Source organism: Arthrobacter sp. zg-Y844, from assembly GCF_024385465.1.
In the GTDB taxonomy this organism is placed as follows: domain Bacteria; phylum Actinomycetota; class Actinomycetes; order Actinomycetales; family Micrococcaceae; genus Arthrobacter_B.
Map to the genome: position 1 here is coordinate 134150 of NZ_JANFLS010000004.1, position 16673 is coordinate 150822.

General features: G+C 65.5%; 15 protein-coding genes and 1 tRNA gene. 11 read left to right on the plus strand and 5 right to left on the minus strand.

The genetic code is table 11. The features are described from left to right. The first annotated feature begins 17 nt into the window (after nt 1-17). The 9 genes from NNX35_RS13100 to NNX35_RS13140 all read left to right on the plus strand — a co-directional run bounded on the left by NNX35_RS13100 (nt 18) and on the right by NNX35_RS13140 (nt 9071). Nucleotides 18-1157: an adenosine deaminase gene (locus NNX35_RS13100; RefSeq protein WP_255867995.1), complete on the plus strand. Its 1140-nt coding sequence runs from the start codon at nt 18-20 to the stop codon at nt 1155-1157. After that, complete coding sequence (locus tag NNX35_RS13105; protein ID WP_370647062.1) at nt 1150-1836, plus strand: MazG nucleotide pyrophosphohydrolase domain-containing protein; 687 nt, start codon at nt 1150-1152, stop codon at nt 1834-1836. The genes NNX35_RS13100 and NNX35_RS13105 overlap by 8 nt, the downstream gene beginning before the upstream one ends. Before the next feature lie 170 nt (nt 1837-2006). Continuing rightward, nucleotides 2007-3293: a phosphopyruvate hydratase gene (gene eno, locus NNX35_RS13110; RefSeq protein ID WP_255766953.1), complete on the plus strand. Its 1287-nt coding sequence runs from the start codon at nt 2007-2009 to the stop codon at nt 3291-3293. A gap of 163 nt (nt 3294-3456) precedes the next feature. Then, entirely contained in the window at nt 3457-4317 is an 861-nt protein-coding gene (locus tag NNX35_RS13115) for a septum formation initiator family protein (protein ID WP_255867996.1), read from the plus strand. A gap of 64 nt (nt 4318-4381) precedes the next feature. Continuing rightward, entirely contained in the window at nt 4382-5047 is a 666-nt protein-coding gene (locus NNX35_RS13120) for a DUF501 domain-containing protein (RefSeq protein ID WP_227924235.1), read from the plus strand. Beyond that, nucleotides 5044-6021, plus strand: a complete 978-nt coding sequence (locus NNX35_RS13125; RefSeq protein WP_255863474.1) for a Ppx/GppA phosphatase family protein — start codon at nt 5044-5046, stop codon at nt 6019-6021. The genes NNX35_RS13120 and NNX35_RS13125 overlap by 4 nt, the downstream gene beginning before the upstream one ends. Further along, nucleotides 6018-7433 (plus strand): S8 family serine peptidase, encoded by a 1416-nt coding sequence (locus tag NNX35_RS13130; protein WP_370647063.1) that lies wholly within the window; start codon nt 6018-6020, stop codon nt 7431-7433. The genes NNX35_RS13125 and NNX35_RS13130 overlap by 4 nt, the downstream gene beginning before the upstream one ends. A gap of 69 nt (nt 7434-7502) precedes the next feature. Beyond that, the gene (locus NNX35_RS13135; RefSeq protein WP_227924237.1) at nt 7503-8888 is read left to right on the plus strand and encodes an NAD(P)/FAD-dependent oxidoreductase; all 1386 of its coding nucleotides are present in this window, start codon (nt 7503-7505) and stop codon (nt 8886-8888) included. A 109-nt stretch (nt 8889-8997) separates the two neighbouring features. Beyond that, a tRNA-Leu gene (locus tag NNX35_RS13140) sits at nt 8998-9071 on the plus strand. A 10-nt stretch (nt 9072-9081) separates the two neighbouring features. On the opposite strand, the gene NNX35_RS13145 is transcribed toward NNX35_RS13140, so the two are convergent. Further along, nucleotides 9082-9639 (minus strand): hypothetical protein, encoded by a 558-nt coding sequence (locus NNX35_RS13145; protein WP_255766956.1) that lies wholly within the window; start codon nt 9637-9639, stop codon nt 9082-9084. Between the two features lie 211 nt (nt 9640-9850). On the opposite strand from NNX35_RS13145, the gene NNX35_RS13150 reads away from it, so the two are divergent. Beyond that, the gene (locus NNX35_RS13150) at nt 9851-11245 is read left to right on the plus strand and encodes an ABC transporter substrate-binding protein (RefSeq protein ID WP_255867997.1); all 1395 of its coding nucleotides are present in this window, start codon (nt 9851-9853) and stop codon (nt 11243-11245) included. A gap of 107 nt (nt 11246-11352) precedes the next feature. Here the strand turns inward: NNX35_RS13150 and NNX35_RS13155 are convergent, their stop codons facing one another. The 4 genes from NNX35_RS13155 to NNX35_RS13170 are packed head-to-tail and all read right to left on the minus strand — an operon-like array spanning nt 11353 to nt 15390. Then, nucleotides 11353-12099, minus strand: coding sequence for an ABC transporter ATP-binding protein (locus tag NNX35_RS13155; protein ID WP_255766958.1), 747 nt, complete (start codon nt 12097-12099; stop codon nt 11353-11355). Beyond that, nucleotides 12096-13103, minus strand: coding sequence for an ABC transporter ATP-binding protein (locus NNX35_RS13160; protein ID WP_255867998.1), 1008 nt, complete (start codon nt 13101-13103; stop codon nt 12096-12098). Before NNX35_RS13160 ends, NNX35_RS13155 begins: the two co-directional genes overlap by 4 nt. Beyond that, the gene (locus tag NNX35_RS13165; protein ID WP_255766960.1) at nt 13100-14080 is read right to left on the minus strand and encodes a branched-chain amino acid ABC transporter permease; all 981 of its coding nucleotides are present in this window, start codon (nt 14078-14080) and stop codon (nt 13100-13102) included. Before NNX35_RS13165 ends, NNX35_RS13160 begins: the two co-directional genes overlap by 4 nt. 14 nt (nt 14081-14094) lie before the next feature. Further along, the gene (locus NNX35_RS13170; RefSeq protein WP_255863573.1) at nt 14095-15390 is read right to left on the minus strand and encodes a branched-chain amino acid ABC transporter permease; all 1296 of its coding nucleotides are present in this window, start codon (nt 15388-15390) and stop codon (nt 14095-14097) included. Between the two features lie 346 nt (nt 15391-15736). On the opposite strand from NNX35_RS13170, the gene NNX35_RS13175 reads away from it, so the two are divergent. After that, nucleotides 15737-16579, plus strand: a complete 843-nt coding sequence (locus NNX35_RS13175) for a Bax inhibitor-1/YccA family protein (protein ID WP_255863470.1) — start codon at nt 15737-15739, stop codon at nt 16577-16579. Nucleotides 16580-16673: the final 94 nt, after the last annotated feature.

Genomic DNA, 16673 nt, shown 5'->3' on the forward strand with positions numbered 1-16673 from the left:
CACCGTAGAGTTGCCGTGTGACTGAGCCTACAAACCTCCCCGAATCCTCTTCCCTCGACGTGCGCAGCCTGCCGAAGGTATCGCTGCACGATCACCTTGACGGAGGCCTCCGTCCGGCCACCATCATTGAGCTGGCCGCCGCCGTCGGCCATACCCTGCCGAGCACCGACCCCGCCGCACTGGGGGAGTGGTTCCGCGATTCGGCGGACTCCGGATCCCTGGAGCGCTACCTCGAAACCTTCGACCACACCATCGCCGTCATGCAGACGCACGAGGGCCTGGTACGGGTGGCCCGCGAATTCGTCGAAGACCTCGCAGCTGACGGAGTGGTCTACGCGGAAGTCCGCTGGGCGCCGGAACAGCATGTGCAGGCAGGGTTGAGCCTGGACGAAGCCGTCGAAGCGGTGCAGGCCGGCATCGAAGAAGGCGTTGCGAACGCGGAAGCCGCCGGCAGCTTCATCCAAGTGGGCCAGCTGATCAGCGCCATGCGGCACGCGGACCGTGCGATGGAAATTGCCGAGCTGGCCGTGCGGCACCGCGACTCCGGCGCCGTGGGCTTCGATATCGCCGGTGCCGAAGACGGCTTCCCGGCTTCGCGGTTTAAAGACGCCTTCACCTACCTGGCCGAAAACCAGTTCCCGGCCACGGTGCACGCCGGAGAAGCAGCCGGCATCGAGAGCATCGTGGATGCCCTGGTATACGGCCGGGCACTGCGGCTGGGTCACGGTGTGCGGATTGCCGAGGACATCGACGTCGAATTCGAGGACAACGGCACGCCGGACGAACCCGAAGTGGGCATCGTGAGCATGGGCCGGGTGGCCAACTGGGTCCGCGACCGCGGTATCGCCCTGGAGGTGTGCCCGTCCTCGAACCTGCAGACCGGTGCCGTTGCCTCCTTCGGCGAGGACATCGAAACCCACCCGATCGACCTGCTCTACCAGACGGGATTCGCCGTCACCGTCAACACGGACAACCGGCTGATGAGCTCGGTGACGCTCAGCGGCGAGTTCGAGCTCCTGATGGACACCTTCGACTACGACCTCGACGATGTCCTGGAACTGACGATGAACGCCGTCAACGCGGCGTTCCTGCCGCTGGACGAGCGTGCCGCGCTTTCGGCCTACGTCACCGAGGGATTCAACCGCGCCCGTGGCTGAAATCCCCCTTCCCGATGACCTCGGCGAGCGGTTTACCCGCCTCGCCGAGGTCATCGGTGCCCTCCGGGAACGTTGCCCCTGGACCGGGGCCTTGACCCACGAATCCCTGCTCGAGTACCTCGTGGAGGAAACGTACGAGCTCGTTGAAGCGGTGGAAGGCGGAACGTCCGGTCCCGGGCGCGCTGAGGAACTACGCGGCGAACTCGGCGACGTGCTGCTGCAGGTGATGCTCCATGCCCGCCTGCAGCAGGAATCCGGCAGCTTTTCCGTCGCAGACGTGATCGATTCCCTCACCGCCAAGATGATCCGCCGCAACCCGCATGTCTTCCGCCCCGACGGCAGCCTCCGGGAAGAGTGCGGGGACTCCGGTATTGCGGCAATTGAACAGGCATGGGACGAGGCGAAGAAAGCCGAGACGCCCTCCCGGACCTCGCCGTTCGAAGGAATTCCGGCCGGCCTGCCGGCGCTGCTCCTGGCCGCCAAGACCCTCTCCCGTGCCCGCCGTGCCGGACGCCGGGAGCCACCGGAGCCGGCCTCCACTGTGGAGTTTTCCGATGAAAACGAGCTCGGTGACGTGTTGTTTTCGCTCGTCGGCCGCGCCTCGGAGCAGGGGCTTGACGCCGAAACGGCCCTGCGGGCAGCGGTCCGCCGGTACACAGCCGAAGACGCAGGCACCTGATTCCGGCGGTGCCGGCCTGTGCCGAAGAGATCCCCAATGTCCGTGATTCAGCTCACCGGACCTTACTCGGAGCCGTGATTCTATTAGGCTAAGAGGCAGACACTGTGACTTGCTGCCCACGCAGCAACGCGGTTTTCTCCCCAATCGTTCCAATGAACAGGAGCAATTCAATGGCCATCATCGATGCCATCCATGCCCGCGAGATTCTTGATTCCCGCGGCAACCCCACCATCGAGGTGGAGGTGCTGCTCGACGACGACACCTTCGGCCGCGCGGCTGTTCCCTCCGGCGCCTCCACCGGCGCTTTCGAAGCCAACGAACGCCGTGACGGTGAGAAGAACCGCTACCAGGGCAAGGGCGTACTGCAGGCCGTTGAAGCCGTGATCGAACAGATCCAGCCGGCACTGCTCGGGTTCGACGCCGCCGACCAGCGTGCCATCGACCAGGCCATGATTGACCTGGACGGCACCGAGAACAAGTCCGGCCTGGGCGCCAACGCCATCCTCGGCGTTTCCCTCGCCGTGGCCCGTGCCGCCGCCGAATCCGCTGCACTGCCGCTGTACCGCTACCTCGGCGGTCCCAACGCGCACATCCTGCCCGTGCCGCTCATGAACATCCTGAACGGCGGATCGCACGCCGATTCCGACGTCGACATCCAGGAATTCATGATTGTTCCACTGGGCGCCCAGACCTACTCCGAGGGCCTGCGCTGGGGCGTTGAGGTCTACCACAACCTCAAGTCCGTGCTGAAGGAAAAGAACCTCTCCACCGGTCTTGGCGACGAAGGCGGCTTCGCTCCGAACCTGCCCTCCAACCGTGCCGCCCTGGACCTGATCATCGAAGCCATCGAGCGTGCCGGCTACGTACCGGGCAACGACATTGCCCTGGCACTGGACGTGGCAGCCTCCGAATTCTTCAAGGACGGCTCGTACGTCTTCGAGGGGCAGAACCGGACCGCGGCCGAAATGTCCGCCTACTACGAAGAACTGGTCCGCGACTACCCGCTGGTCTCCATCGAGGATCCGCTGGACGAGGAGGATTGGGACGGCTGGAAGACCCTGACCGCGTCCATCGGCGACAAGGTGCAGATTGTGGGCGATGACCTCTTCGTCACCAACCCGTCACGGCTGGAAACCGGTATCCGGAACAACGCCGCCAACTCGCTGCTGGTGAAGGTCAACCAGATCGGCACCCTGTCCGAAACCCTGGACGCCATCACCATGGCCCAGCGCGCCGGTTACACCACCATCACGTCCCACCGCTCGGGTGAGACCGAAGACACCACGATCGCCGACATCTGCGTTGCCACCAACGCCGGCCAGATCAAGACCGGTGCTCCGGCCCGTTCCGAGCGCGTGGCCAAGTACAACCAGCTGCTGCGCATCGAAGAGGAGCTGGACGACGCCGCACGCTACGCAGGGCGCAGCGCTTTCCCGCGCTTCAACAACGCCAAGTAGCCGTACCGCCGCAGCGGATGCCGGCCCGATTCCGGGACCGTAGGCGTTGCGGAACAGGCTCCAAACACCGCGGGTGGGTAACCTCATAGGAGGGAACCCGCCCGCGGTTGTTTTTAACCGCCTGCCCCGCCTTTTTGACAGCACCGATTTAGACAGGAAGCGCATGCCAACCCGACGCCCCAAGGTGCCCCGGCCCGCGGCCCCAGCGAACCCGGACAGGGTAAAAGCCAGCGGAGGCAACGCGTCGAAACCGGTGACGGCGAAGCCGGCCGCCTCGAAGACGGCGGCGCCCAGGGCTGCTGCCCCCAGGGCTGCAGCGAAGACGGCGGCGCCCAAGGCTGCAGCGCCCAGGTCTGCTGCGCCCAGGGCCGCGGCCCCGAAAGCTGCAGCGCCCAAGGCTGCAGCTAAGAAATCACCGGCCCCCAAAGCCGAGGCAAAGCAGCCGGCGGCCCGGAAAACCGAAGCTTCGAAGGCCGGCGCCCAGCCGGGGAACCAGCGCTTCGGGAAGCTGTCGGCATCGGACGCCCGCGCAGCAGTGCGCTCCCAGCTTTCCGGCGCGATCCGCCGCAAGTCCGATCCGGCACCCGAATCCAAAGCCCCCGCAGCTGTGCCGGAGGTGGAAGCTCCCGATGAGCTGCGTCCCGTACCTGCAAAGGCATTCTCCGGACGGTTGCTGGTCCTCGCCATGGTGATGGTGGCCATCACCGTCCTGCTGGCACCGTCGGTTCGGACGTACCTCCAGCAGCGCTCGGAGATCGCCGTGATGAAGACGGAGATTGCCGAGGCCCAAGCAACACAGGCCGAATTGGAAGTCCAGCTGGGCCGCTGGGAAGACCCTGCCTACATCAAGCAGCAAGCGCGGGACCGCATTTTCCTGGTGATGCCGGGGGAGAAACGGTACCTGGTCAAGGGTGAAAACGGTGTGGAGCAGGCAGAGGAGCTTGCTGCCGAAGAAGAGCCCGAAGACCTGCAGTGGGTCGATTCGCTGTGGGACTCGGTCAAGAAATCCGCCACGGCACAGTAATCTGGAGGCTGATAGAAGAAGCAGCCCGGGGCCCTCGCCGGCCCCCACGGAAGGAACCTCCTGCATGACCCAGGACCAGCTCGCCCCCACCCAGGAAGACCTGGAAACCCTGAGCCGGCAGCTTGGCCGCCCGGTGCGCGACGTCGTCGAAATCGGCGCACGCTGCGTCTGCGGCAACCCTCTGGTAGCCACCACGGCCCCCCGGCTGAGCAACGGCATACCTTTCCCCACCACGTATTACCTGACGCACCCGGTCATCACAGCTGCCGTATCCCGGCTGGAAGCCGCCGGCCTGATGACCGATATGAGCCGCCGGCTGGAGGAAGACCCGGAGCTGGCGCAGCGGTACCGCAGCGCCCATGAACACTACCTCCGGGTCCGTGACGAGATCGGGGAGCGCACCGGAACCGGTCCGGTACCGGAAATCGACGGTGTCTCCGCCGGCGGGATGCCCAACCGCGTGAAGTGCCTGCACGTGCTGGTGGGCCATTCCCTGGCGGCCGGTCCCGGGGTTAATCCGCTGGGCGACGAAGCGCTGGCCGCTATTGAACAGTGGTGGACAACCGACCGCTGCTACTGCGAAGGTGCTTGGGACACTGCAGCTCCCGCTCCCGCGCGTGACCTCAGCCGCCACACGAAGACGCAGGGCCTCAGCCCGGAAGAGCTCGAGAGCAAGAAGGCCGCACGCCGGCAGGCAACGGATGCCGCAATGAACGAGGGGGAACTGTGACAGGCCAGGAAGATCACCGCGCGGAAAGCGTGCGGGTTGCAGCCATCGACTGCGGCACCAACTCCATCCGGCTCCTCATCGCGGACATCAGCCGGGACGAGCGCGGCGCAGCCCGGCTCACCGACGTCGTACGCCTGATGCGGGTGAACCGGCTGGGACAGGGAGTGGATGCCACCGGACGGCTGGCCCCGGAAGCGCTGGAACGCACCTTTGCCGCGGCTGATGAGTATGCCGCCCTGATCCGCGAGCACGGCGCGTCCCGCGTCCGGTTCGTTGCCACCTCCGCCAGCCGTGACGCCGAAAACCGGCAGGAATTCGTAGACGGAATCCGCGAACGCCTTGGCGTGGAACCCGAAGTGATCAGCGGAGACGAGGAGGCTGCGCTTTCCTTCGCCGGTGCGGCAAGCGTCTTCGCCGACGGCAACGGCGCCAAGACACTCGTGGTGGACCTGGGCGGCGGCAGTACCGAGTTCGTCCTCGGTGACGGCACCGGCGTCCTGGCGGCAAAAAGCACCAATATGGGCTGCGTGCGCTTTACCGAACGGTACCTGCTGTCGGATCCACCCACCGAAGCGGAAATCGCGTCCGCACGCACCGAGATCCTGGACATGATTGCGTCCGCGCTGGTCACCGTGCCGCTGGCCGAAGCCGATCGGCTGGTGGGGGTGGCCGGGACGATCACCACCGTCACCGCTGCAGCCCTGGGCCTGGCGGAGTACTCTCCCGAGGCCATTCACGGGGCCGAGCTGAGCCGGGAACGGATTGACGAGACGGCCGACTCCCTGCTGCGGCAGGACCGTGCCGGGCGGGCAGCATTGCCGTACATGCATCCGGGCCGCGTGGACGTTATCGGGGCCGGAGCGCTGATCTGGCGCACCATCGTGGACCGCATCGACGAACTGACCGACGGCCGCGTGGCCACGGCGTTCGCCAGCGAACACGACATCCTTGACGGCATTGCGCTGAGCGCGTGAGGGCAACGGGAACCGCCCCAGGCCGCCGCCGGGGAGGCGCAGCACGCCTGGGGGCCGCTGCCGCAGCGCTCTGCACAGCAGTGGCGCTGCCGCTTCTGGCACCTGCTCCGGCGCAGGCCGATGAATGGCGGGACAAACAGTACTGGCTAACCGACTACGGTGTGACCGAGGCCTGGAAGACCACCAAGGGCGCAGGCGTGAAGGTGGCCGTGATCGATACCGGCGTCGATGCCACTCACCCCGACCTTGCCGGCGCCGTCGCCGGAGGGTTCGACGTATCAGGAGCAGGCGACCCGCAGGGCGCCAAGGGCCTGGGCAGCACACCCGAGCACGGAACGCTGGTGGCGACCCTGCTGGCGGGCCGGGGGCACGAGAAACCCCAGGAGGACAAGGAAGCCGGCGAAGGGGAGAAGAAGGAGGGCGAGGACAAGGACAAGGACAAGCCCGCCGACCGCCCCGACGGCATTATCGGCGTTGCCCCGGAGGCAGAGATCCTCGCCGTTTCCACCTGGATCGGCGGAACAAATCCCGGCGGAGTCCCGATTGACACGCAGATCCCCGCCGCCGTCCGCTGGGCCGTGGACAACGGCGCCAAGGTCATCAACATGTCCCTTGGCAGTACCTCGACAGCTTGGCCCGAGAGCTGGGATGACGCCTTCCTCTACGCCGAACAGAACGACGTGGTGGTGGTCGCAGCCGCCGGCAACCGCGGTGGGGGCATGACCCAGGTGGGAGCACCCGCCACCATTCCGGGCGTACTTACCGTGGCCGGCCTGAACCGGCAGGGCGAGGCCAGCCTGGACTCGTCCTCCGAAGGCATCAGCATTGGTGTTGCCGCTCCTGCCGAAGACCTGATCGGGGGGATGCCCGGGAACACATCCCGGTATGCGACATGGGAAGGCACCTCCGGGGCGGCGCCGCTGGTTTCCGGCGTCGCTGCACTGATCCGTGCTGCCCACCCGGAAATGAGCGCGGCAGATGTGATCAACCGGATTGTCAGCACCGCGCGGGACGCCGGGGACCCCGGTACGGACACTATCTACGGTTACGGAATCCTGGACGCCAACGCCGCAGTGAACGCCGACGTTCCCTCGGTCACCAGCAACCCGCTGGGAACCATTGCCGAGTGGATCCGCGTGCACCGGCGGGTGGCGGAGGAGCCGCCCGGCGCAGCGGACATTCCCGCCCCCACGGTCCCGGACCTGCCGGAGCCGGCGGTGCCGGTGGCGCAGGAGCCGGTTGCCGCGGACGGCAACCTTCCCGCCGTCGTCGTCCTCGGATTCGGCGGGCTCCTGGTGGCCCTCCTGGTGGCCGGCACGGTGCATGTGACCCATGTTCGACGCCGGGGCAAGACAGCCGGCGGGACCCGGAGCACCGAAGCGGACTCCCTGGACGAGGCCGGGATCCGATAGCGAAAGGCCCGGTTCCCGGTTTGTCAAATGGTTCGTGAAGACTTTCACAAACTCAGGTAGGATTAGGGCATGGCATCGAACAAGCAGTTTTCTGATCGTCCCCGCGTTCTGGTGGTCGGCGGTGGTTACGTCGGTCTGTACGTAGCCAAAGACCTCCAGAAGAAGGTAAAGGAACAGGGAGGGATTGTTACGGTAGTGGATCCGCTGCCGTACATGACCTACCAGCCTTTCCTTCCCGAGGTTGCCGCAGGCACCATTGAAGCCCGCGACGCCGTTGTGTCCCACCGCATGCACCTGAAGAACACCGAGCTGATCAACGGCAAGGTGACTTCCATCAACCACGCCGCCCGCACCGCGACCATTGAGCCGGGCGACGGCAGCGAGCCGTTCGACCTGCCCTACCAGGACGTTGTCCTGGCCGCCGGTTCGATCACCCGCACCTTCCCGATCCCGGGCCTCGCCGAGGCCGGCATCGGCATGAAGAGCATCGAAGAAGCCATGGCCACCCGCAACCACGTGCTTGAGCGCATTGAAACCGCATCGCTCATGCCCGCGGGCCCGGAGCGCGAACGTGCCCTGACCTTCGTCGTCGTCGGCGGCGGCTTTGCCGGCATCGAAACCCTGACCGAGCTCGAAGACATGGCCCGCGACGCGGTCCGCATCAATGACCGGCTTCGCCGCGAAGACCTCCGCTTCGTCCTGATCGAGGCCATGGGCCGGGTCATGCCCGAGGTCAAGCCTGACCAGGCCGAGTGGGTTGTCTCGAGCATGCGTGAGCGCGGCATCGAGGTCCTGCTGAACACCTCGCTGGCGTCCGCAGAAGGCGGCGTCCTCAAGCTGATCAACATGGCGGACAAGTCCCCGGCGGGCGAGTTCGGTGCTGACACGCTGATCTGGACTGCCGGTGTGCAGGCGAACCCGATGGTCCGCGCCACCGACTTCCCGATCGACGAGCGCGGCCGTGTCCGCGCCAACGCCGAACTGCGCATCACCGGCGACGACGGCCCCATCGACGGCGCCTGGGCTGCCGGCGACGTCTCCGCCGTTCCGGATCTCTCCGGCGGCGGTGTAGGTGGCTTCTGCGTCCCGAACGCACAGCACGCCGTCCGCCAGGCAAAGCTGCTGGCCAAGAACATCATGGCTGCCCGCTACGGCGTCGGCACCGTGGAAGAGTACAACCACAAGAGCCTCGGCGCTGTCGCCGGCCTCGGCCAGTACAAGGGTGTCGCCAACATCATGGGCTTCGGCCTGAAGGGCTTCCCGGCCTGGCTGGCACACCGCGGCTACCACGGCCTGGCCATGCCGATGTTCGAGCGCAAGTTCCGCGTCATCTCGGGCTGGCTGCTGAACGTGAGCTACGGCCGCGACCTGACGTCGCTGCGCAACCTGGAAGACCCGCGCCGCGGCTTCGAGGAAGCAGCAACGCCGGCTAAAAAGCCGGCTGTGAAGGCCTAGTTCCGCAGTCGTTCACACACAACAACGGCGGCCCTCCAGCAGGAGGGCCGCCGTTGTTGTGTTTCCTGCGGTCCGCGCGTGTCCAGTAGGCTTGGAAGGCAATCGCAGAGCCCCAGTAGCCCAATTGGCAGAGGCAACCGACTTAAAATCGGTGTGTTGTCGGTTCGAGTCCGACCTGGGGTACCCCGACCGACTAGCCGCGCGAGCGGTTACGGTGGCGCAGCAGCAGTCCGCCGGCGAGCAGCCCGAGGATGACGACGGCCGCGATCGCCGGGAGCGCCAGATCCGAGGCGGTCCGTTCCTCCTCAACCTCGTCCGTGGCGGACGGCGAGGGGCTGGCGGTCCGGCTGGGACTCGGCGACGGCGTGCCGGCGGAAGAGTTCCCTCCGGCTCCGCCTCCGGTTGTTCCACCCGTACTGCCGGTGGAAGCCGGGGAGGGCGGCACAGTGGACGGTGTGGCTTCCGGCGTGGGCTCCGCGGGCTGGGCGGGTGCCGCCGGAACCGGAACGGCGGGAACCGCCTCGGAGTAGTTGCCGGTGGACGGATCGTAGTTGCTTTCGCCCGGGTTGTAGGACGGTGCCGGCACCGCGGGGCTGTAGGTGCTGACGACGCACGTCTCGACCCCGTCGACGACGGCGGAAAGGTAGCCCGGCGCGCACTCCAGGGCCTGTGCCGGAGCAGCTGGCCCCATCAGGAGCAGGGCAGCGATCGGAAATGCGGAAGCGGCAGTGGACAGGCGTGGAACGTGCATTGTTTCCCCCAAGATAACGGTTCTACGGCCATCGTATAGGTCGAACAGGCACTTCCCGGCAAGGGCGCCAATGTTGGAATGTGACGAGCGTTACAAGGCTGTAACCGGAGCCTCTTATATTCGTCACAATGTTCCATTAGCTTTTCTTCTAATCAGGAACACCTGGTAATTGCGTCAAAGGCACCCGCCTTTCGATCGGGGAGAAACTTTTATGACTGCACTACGCACTGCCAGCGGTCTTGGCCAGGGCACGGGATACGCCCGGACCGTCAAGATCGCCGCCCTTGGACTGGGGCTTGCACTGTTCGCCAGCGGCTGCAGCAGCAGCAGCAGCGGGGAATCGTCCGCTGAAGAAACATCCGCAGAGACCGAAACCGCCGCTGCCTCAGTCCTGTCCTGCCCGGAAAGCCAGGGGGGAACGGGGGAGGACCCGGGCGCCAAGGGCGATCCCGCAGCAGTGCCCGCCTCCACCGGCACCACGGACGTACCGCTTAAGATCGGCACGCTGCTGCCCACCACCGGTTCGCTGGCCTACCTCGGCCCGCCGGAAATCGCCGGCACCAACCTGGCAGTCGAGGAAATCAATGCGGCCGGCGGCGTCCTCGGCAAGGACATCGAAATTGTCCACCGCGATTCCGGCGACACCACCACGGATATCGCCACCCAGTCGGTAAACGACCTGCTCAGCCAGGGCGTCAGCGCCATTGTCGGTGCAGCGTCCTCGGGCGTCTCCAAAACGGTGATCGGCAACATCACCGGCGCCGGCGTCATCCAGTTCTCCCCGGCCAACACCTCACCGGACTTCACCACGTGGGATGACAACGGACTGTACTGGCGGACCGCTCCCTCGGATCTCCTGCAGGGACGCATCCTGGGCAATTACATCATGTCCTGCGGCGCCCAGACCGTGGGCATGATCGTGCTTAACGACGCCTACGGCACGGGGCTGCAGAGCAATGTGAAGACCTCGGTTGAATCCGCCGGCGGCCAGGTGGTGGCCGAGGAGATGTTCAATGAGGGCGACTCCCAGTTCAGCAGCCAGGTGGACTCCGTTGTGGCAGCAAAGCCCGACGCCATCGTGGTGATCAGCTTCGACCAGGCCAAGAGCATCGTGCCGCTGCTGACGGCCAAGGGTGTCGACTCCAGCCAGTTGTTCTTTGTGGACGGCAATACGTCGGACTACAGCAAGGACCTGGACGCCGGAACCCTTGAAGGGGCGCAGGGAACCATTCCCGGAACCTTCGCATCGGAAAACTTCAAGGAGTCCCTGCTTGCAGTCGATCCGGCCCTGAAGGACTGGTCCTACGCGGGTGAAAGCTATGACGCCGTCACCCTCTTGGCGCTGGCCGCCGAGGCCGCGGGCAGCACCGATGGCAAGGCCATAGCCGCCCAGCTGGAGAGCGTGTCCGGCGAGGGCGAGAAATGCTACGACTTTGCCGGCTGCGTGACCATCCTGCGCGGCGGCGGAGACATCGATTATGACGGCTACTCCGGACCGATCACGTTCGATGAGAACGGAGACCCGACGGAAGCCTTCATCGGTATCTACCAGTACGACGCTGACAACGTGCCGCAGCCGAGCCGCTCCGAAGCGGGCAAACTGTAACTGAAGCAGAACAGCAAGGAAGAAGCCCCCGCCGGTTCCGGCGGGGGCTTCTTCCTTGCTGCTGACTGTCCTTGGCGGTGCCTCGCCGAGCGTTGCCCGGCCCGGGGCTAGGCCGTGTCTGCCAGGGTGCCCAGATAGAGCTGGATGACCTTCGGATCCTTCATGAGTTCGCGCCCGGTACCGGTGTAGGCGTCCCGGCCCTGGTCCAGCACGTACGCCCGGTCACAGATCTGCAGGCAGCGGCGGGCGTTCTGTTCCACCATGATCACGGAGACCCCTGCCCGGTTGATCTCATGCACCCGTAGGAACGCCTCGTCCTGTTTGACGGGGGAGAGCCCGGCGGAGGGTTCGTCCAGCAGCAGCACTGCGGGATCCATCATCAGGGCACGGCCCATGGCGACCATCTGGCGTTCACCGCCGGACAGGGAACCCGCCCGCTGGGCCCGGCGCTTGGCCAGTTCGGGGAACACTCCGGCCACGAAATCGAAGCGTTCCCGAAAGGTCCTGGGCGCCTGGTAGACGCCCATCTGCAGGTTCTCCTCGATGGTCAGGGAGGGGAAGACGTTGTTGTTCTGCGGGACGAACCCCACACCCCGGCTGACGAGCTTGTTGGCCTTGAGCCCGGTGAGGTCCTGGCCGCGGACCACCACGGTCCCGGAATGCACCTTGACCAGGCCGAACATCGCCTTGAGCAGGGTGGACTTGCCGGCGCCGTTGGGTCCGATGATCCCGATCAGTTCTCCCCGGCGGGCTTCGATGCTGCAGCCGTTGAGGATATTCACCCCGGGGATGTACCCCGCCACGAGGTCGGTCACCTTGACAACCGAGTCGCCGTCAAATGCCTCCGCGCTCATGCCTGGTCCTTCCGTTCGTCGTGGTGCCGGGCCGATGCCCCGGCAGGTTGGATGGCGGGTTCGGTTCCCACCGATGACTCGGCGTCGTGCTCCAGCTCCGCCTCCAGTTTTTCGAAACCCTCCGAATCGGCGAGGTCCACGTCATGGTGGGCGCCCAGGTAGGCGTCGATCACGGCTTGGTCCTTCATGACCTCGGAAGGCGGCCCCTCGGCCACCACCTTGCCTTCGGCCATGACCACCACCCAGTCGGCAATGTGGCGGACCATGTGCATGTCGTGCTCAACGAACAGGACGGTCATGCCCTCGGCCTTTAGGTTCTTGATGTGATCCAGCAGGGACTGGGTCAGCGCCGGGTTCACGCCCGCCATGGGCTCATCCAGCATGACCAGTTTGGGGCGGACCATCAGGGCGCGGGCCATCTCCAGCAGCTTGCGCTGGCCGCCGGAGAGGGACGCTGCATAGTCGCTCCGCTTGGTGTCCAGCTTGAACTTGGACAGCAGGACGTCGGCCTGTTCGGTAATCTCCTTTTCCCGCTGGCGCCACAGCGGAGGCAGGAGCGCCCGCCTGAGGGATTCCCCCGGCTGGGCGGTGGCACCCAGGCGCATGTTCTCCAAGACGGTCAGCTTGCCCATGACCTTGGTCAGCTGGAAGGTGCGGACCATGCCAAGGCGTGCCACCTTGTAGGCGGAGACCCCGGCCAGGTCTTTGCCCTCGAACTGCCACGTGCCTGACTGGGGCGTGTCGAAGCCGGTCAGCAGGTTGAACAGAGTCGTTTTCCCGGCACCGTTGGGACCGATCAGTGCGGTGATTTTATGCCGGGGAATCTCCACATGCTCCACATCCACGGCGTTGATTCCGCCGTAGGTCCGGGTGACGTTTTCCGCGACCAGGATCGGATCCCGCTTGGCGCAGCCCGGGCCGATCTCACCTTGCGCGATGGGACGGGTATCGTCCATGTATTCGTTGTCTGCGGCCGCCCGAGGCTCGTCTGCTTGGTGGCTCATGCGAACGACAGCTCCTTCTTGTTGCCCAGGATGCCCTGGGGCCGGAAGATCATCAGCAGCATCAGGGCTACGCCTACAAGGATGTAGCGGATCTGGCCTGCCTGGGTAGTGGTGATGAACGTGATGTACCCGGATTCAATGGCGCCGTAAAGCACACCTTGCGTGACGGAGAGGATGGCCCAGAAGATCATCGACCCCAGGACCGGCCCCAGTACGGTGGACATTCCACCCAGGAGCAGGGCCGTGTAGAGGTAGAACGTCAGCTCGGTCCCGTAGTTTGCCGGCTGCACGGCATCCCGGGGGAGGGTGAAGATGATTCCGGCCAGCGAGCCCAGGAGGCCGCCGATGACCAGCGCCTGCATTTTGTAGGCGTACACGTTCTTGCCCAGGGCACGGACGGCATTCTCGTCCTCCCTGATGCCCTTGAGTACGCGGCCCCAGGGACTGCGGATCAGCATCCACACCAGGAGGCAGGCGAGGGCCACCAGGAGCCAGGCCACCAGGCGGATCCAGAGGTCCCGCTCGTTCATGGAGACGGGGCCGAGACTGTAGGAGCCGGCCGGAATCGGGTTGAGGGCATAGAAGCTGCCGGTAAACGCGGCGAGGCCGTTGGCGGATCCGGTCACCGGTGTCATGGAGTTGGTGGTGACGACGTACCGGATGATCTCGGCGGCGGCAATGGTAACGATGGCAAGGTAATCCGCACGGAGGCGAAGCGTGGGTATGCCCAGGATGACGGCAAACACCGCTGATGCCAGCAGGGCGATCAGCAGCGCCAGCGGCAGGGGGGCATTAAAGGACAGGATAGGGATGGCGAAACCGTACGCACCGACGGCCATGAAGCCGGCCTGGCCGAAGTTCAGCAGGCCGGTGTAGCCGAAGTGCACGGCCAGCCCGAGGGCGGCCAGTGCATACGCGGCCGTGGTGGGGCTGATGATTTCGGTGAAGGCACCGAGAAGAATATTGGCGAAATCCATCTGTAACTAAGCCCCTAACCTATGCGCTCGCGGCGGCCGAGGAGTCCCTGCGGCCGGACCAGCAGGACAAGAATCATGATGACCAGGGCGCCGACGTATTTCAGGTCCGCCTCCAGCCAGAGGGTGGAAATCTCGACGAAGAGACCCACCAGGACGGAACCGACCAGCGCCCCGAATACCGTGCCGAGGCCGCCGAGGGTCACTCCGGCGAAGATCAGCAGCAGGATCTGCTGGCCCATGTTGAAGGAAACACCCGGACGGTAGTACGCCCAGAGGATGCCGCCCATGGCGGCAAGGGCTCCGCCGATGACCCAGACGAGCCGGATGACCCGGTCCACGTCAATGCCCGACGCCGCGGCCAGGGCGGGGTTGTCCGCCACTGCCCGGGTGGCCTTGCCGATCCGGGTGCGCAGCAGCAGGAGCGCGACCACCAGGATGACGGCCAGGCTGACGATCAGGGACACCAGGGTATTCCGGGGGATGGAGACGGGGCCGAGTTCCAATATCGGGCTCTGGGAGCCCGGGAGCTGCTGGGTGCCGCCGCCAAAGAAGAACAGCACGGTGTAGCGGACCGCCACGGCCAGGCCGATGCTGACGATCATCATGGGCACCAAACCGGTGCCGCGGCGGCGCAGCGGTTTCCAGATCCCGGCGTCCTGCACGTAGCCAAAGGCCGCACCGCCCACTACCGCCAGCGGAAGCGCGGCCCAGAGCGGCATGCCCAGTGAGGCGAAGGCGAAGGCCAGGACGGCACCGAGGGTCACCATCTCTCCATGGGCGAAGTTGGTCAGGCCGGTGGTGCCGAAGATCAGCGAGAGGCCGACGGCGCTCAGTGCCAGCAGGAGCCCGAAGCTCAGGCCCGCCACGGCACGCTCGAGAAGCAGGGATCCGAAGCTTTCCTCCTGCAGCACAATGCCTTCACCCAGCAGGAACAGCGTGGTGATGTTGGTGGTGTTGGCGAAGGTCACGGTGCGCGGGTTCTGCTGGCCCTCCGCCAGGGCGACGCCTTCCGGAAGGGTTGATTCGTCCAGCTCCACTTCATACGCGCCCTGCTGAGGGACGCCGATGGACCAGGAGCCGTTTGCCCCGGTGACGGCTTCGCCCTCGTATCCGTTGCCGTTCGCGGTGATTTTCACCCCCTCGAGCGGAGTGCCCGCATTCTTGATGACGCCGCTGATCCGGTCACGGTAGTCCGCCCCGGAGGCAGGACTGGTGGCTGATGGCGAGGCATCAGACGTTGCAGTTGTTGCAGACGCGGCTGGAGCCGCGAGCAGCAGGGCAGCAAACATTGCCGCCACGGCCGCCAGCATCCCCAGATAACGGGTCAGCGCCGATGTTCTTACCAAGTTTTGAAACCTCCACGCAGGGCTGCGGAACCGAGGGAACGGCGCGCAGGCGGGCAGATGTGACACAGGTCACCGATTGGAGAACATGCTACCCACAGAATGTTTCAGGCAATGACCTTTCTCCCGGCGTGCATGTCGCAATCGAGTAACGACTCCGTTGCGGCAACGCAAGCGAAGCCTTCCCCCGAGGGGACCCGCGGTACCAAACCGTTACCGCCAGGCAGCGGTTTCGCGGGAATCCGCCGCCCCCCGTGCTCGTTGTACTTGGTAGGCTGGGCTGAAACAGCCCCCCAGATGGAGGACAGATTCAATGGCACTTGGCGGAAATCCGGTATTCAACGGAAAAAACTTCCGTTCCCAGACCCGCGGCGGTACCGCAACGGGCTCCCTGGCAACAGACAACAGCTACATGACCCCGCAGCAGCTGCAGGATCTTTACACGGCCCCTTCGGCGAAGCCGTCCGACATGGGCCGCATGACCTATGACGACGTGATCATGAAGACGGTGTTCTGCCTGGCGATGGTCCTGGTGGGTGCCGCCGTTCCGACCTTCCTGCTGCCGGGAATGGGCAGCGGACTGATGATCCTGGGCGCCCTGGGCGGTTTCGTCCTGGGCCTGGTGAACTCCTTCAAGCGTGAGCCGGTTCCCGCACTGATCCTGGCCTACGCCTTCCTTGAAGGTATGTTCCTCGGCGGTCTGACCGCTGTCCTGGACAACATGTACCCGGGCGTCGGCCTTCAGGCAGTGCTCGGCACGCTGGCAGTCTTCGCGGTCACCCTCGTGCTGTTCCGCAGCGGCAAGGTGCGCGCGACTCCCAAGGCCGTCCGTTTCTTTATGATCGCCATCATCGGCTACGCGGTCTTCTCGCTGCTCAACGTCGGCCTGATGATCTTCGGCGGCGTGCAGGACCCGTGGGGCCTGCGGGGCAGCGTGGAGATCTTCGGGATTCCCCTGGGCGTCTTCATCGGCGTCCTGGCCATCGGCCTGGCAGCGTTCTCGCTCATCATGGACTTCACGTCCATTGAGCAGGGCGTCAAGGCCGGCACCCCCGAGCGTTACTCCTGGACCGCTGCGTTCGGCCTGACCGTGACGCTGGTGTGGCTGTACGTGGAGATCATCCGTCTCCTGTCGATTCTCCGAGGCAACGACTAGACGTTCCCGGCAACGACACATCGGTAGCACTCCCGGAAGGACCGCAGGCAATGCCTGCGGTCCTTCCGCCGTTTAAGGCGCTGGACTCTGGGCA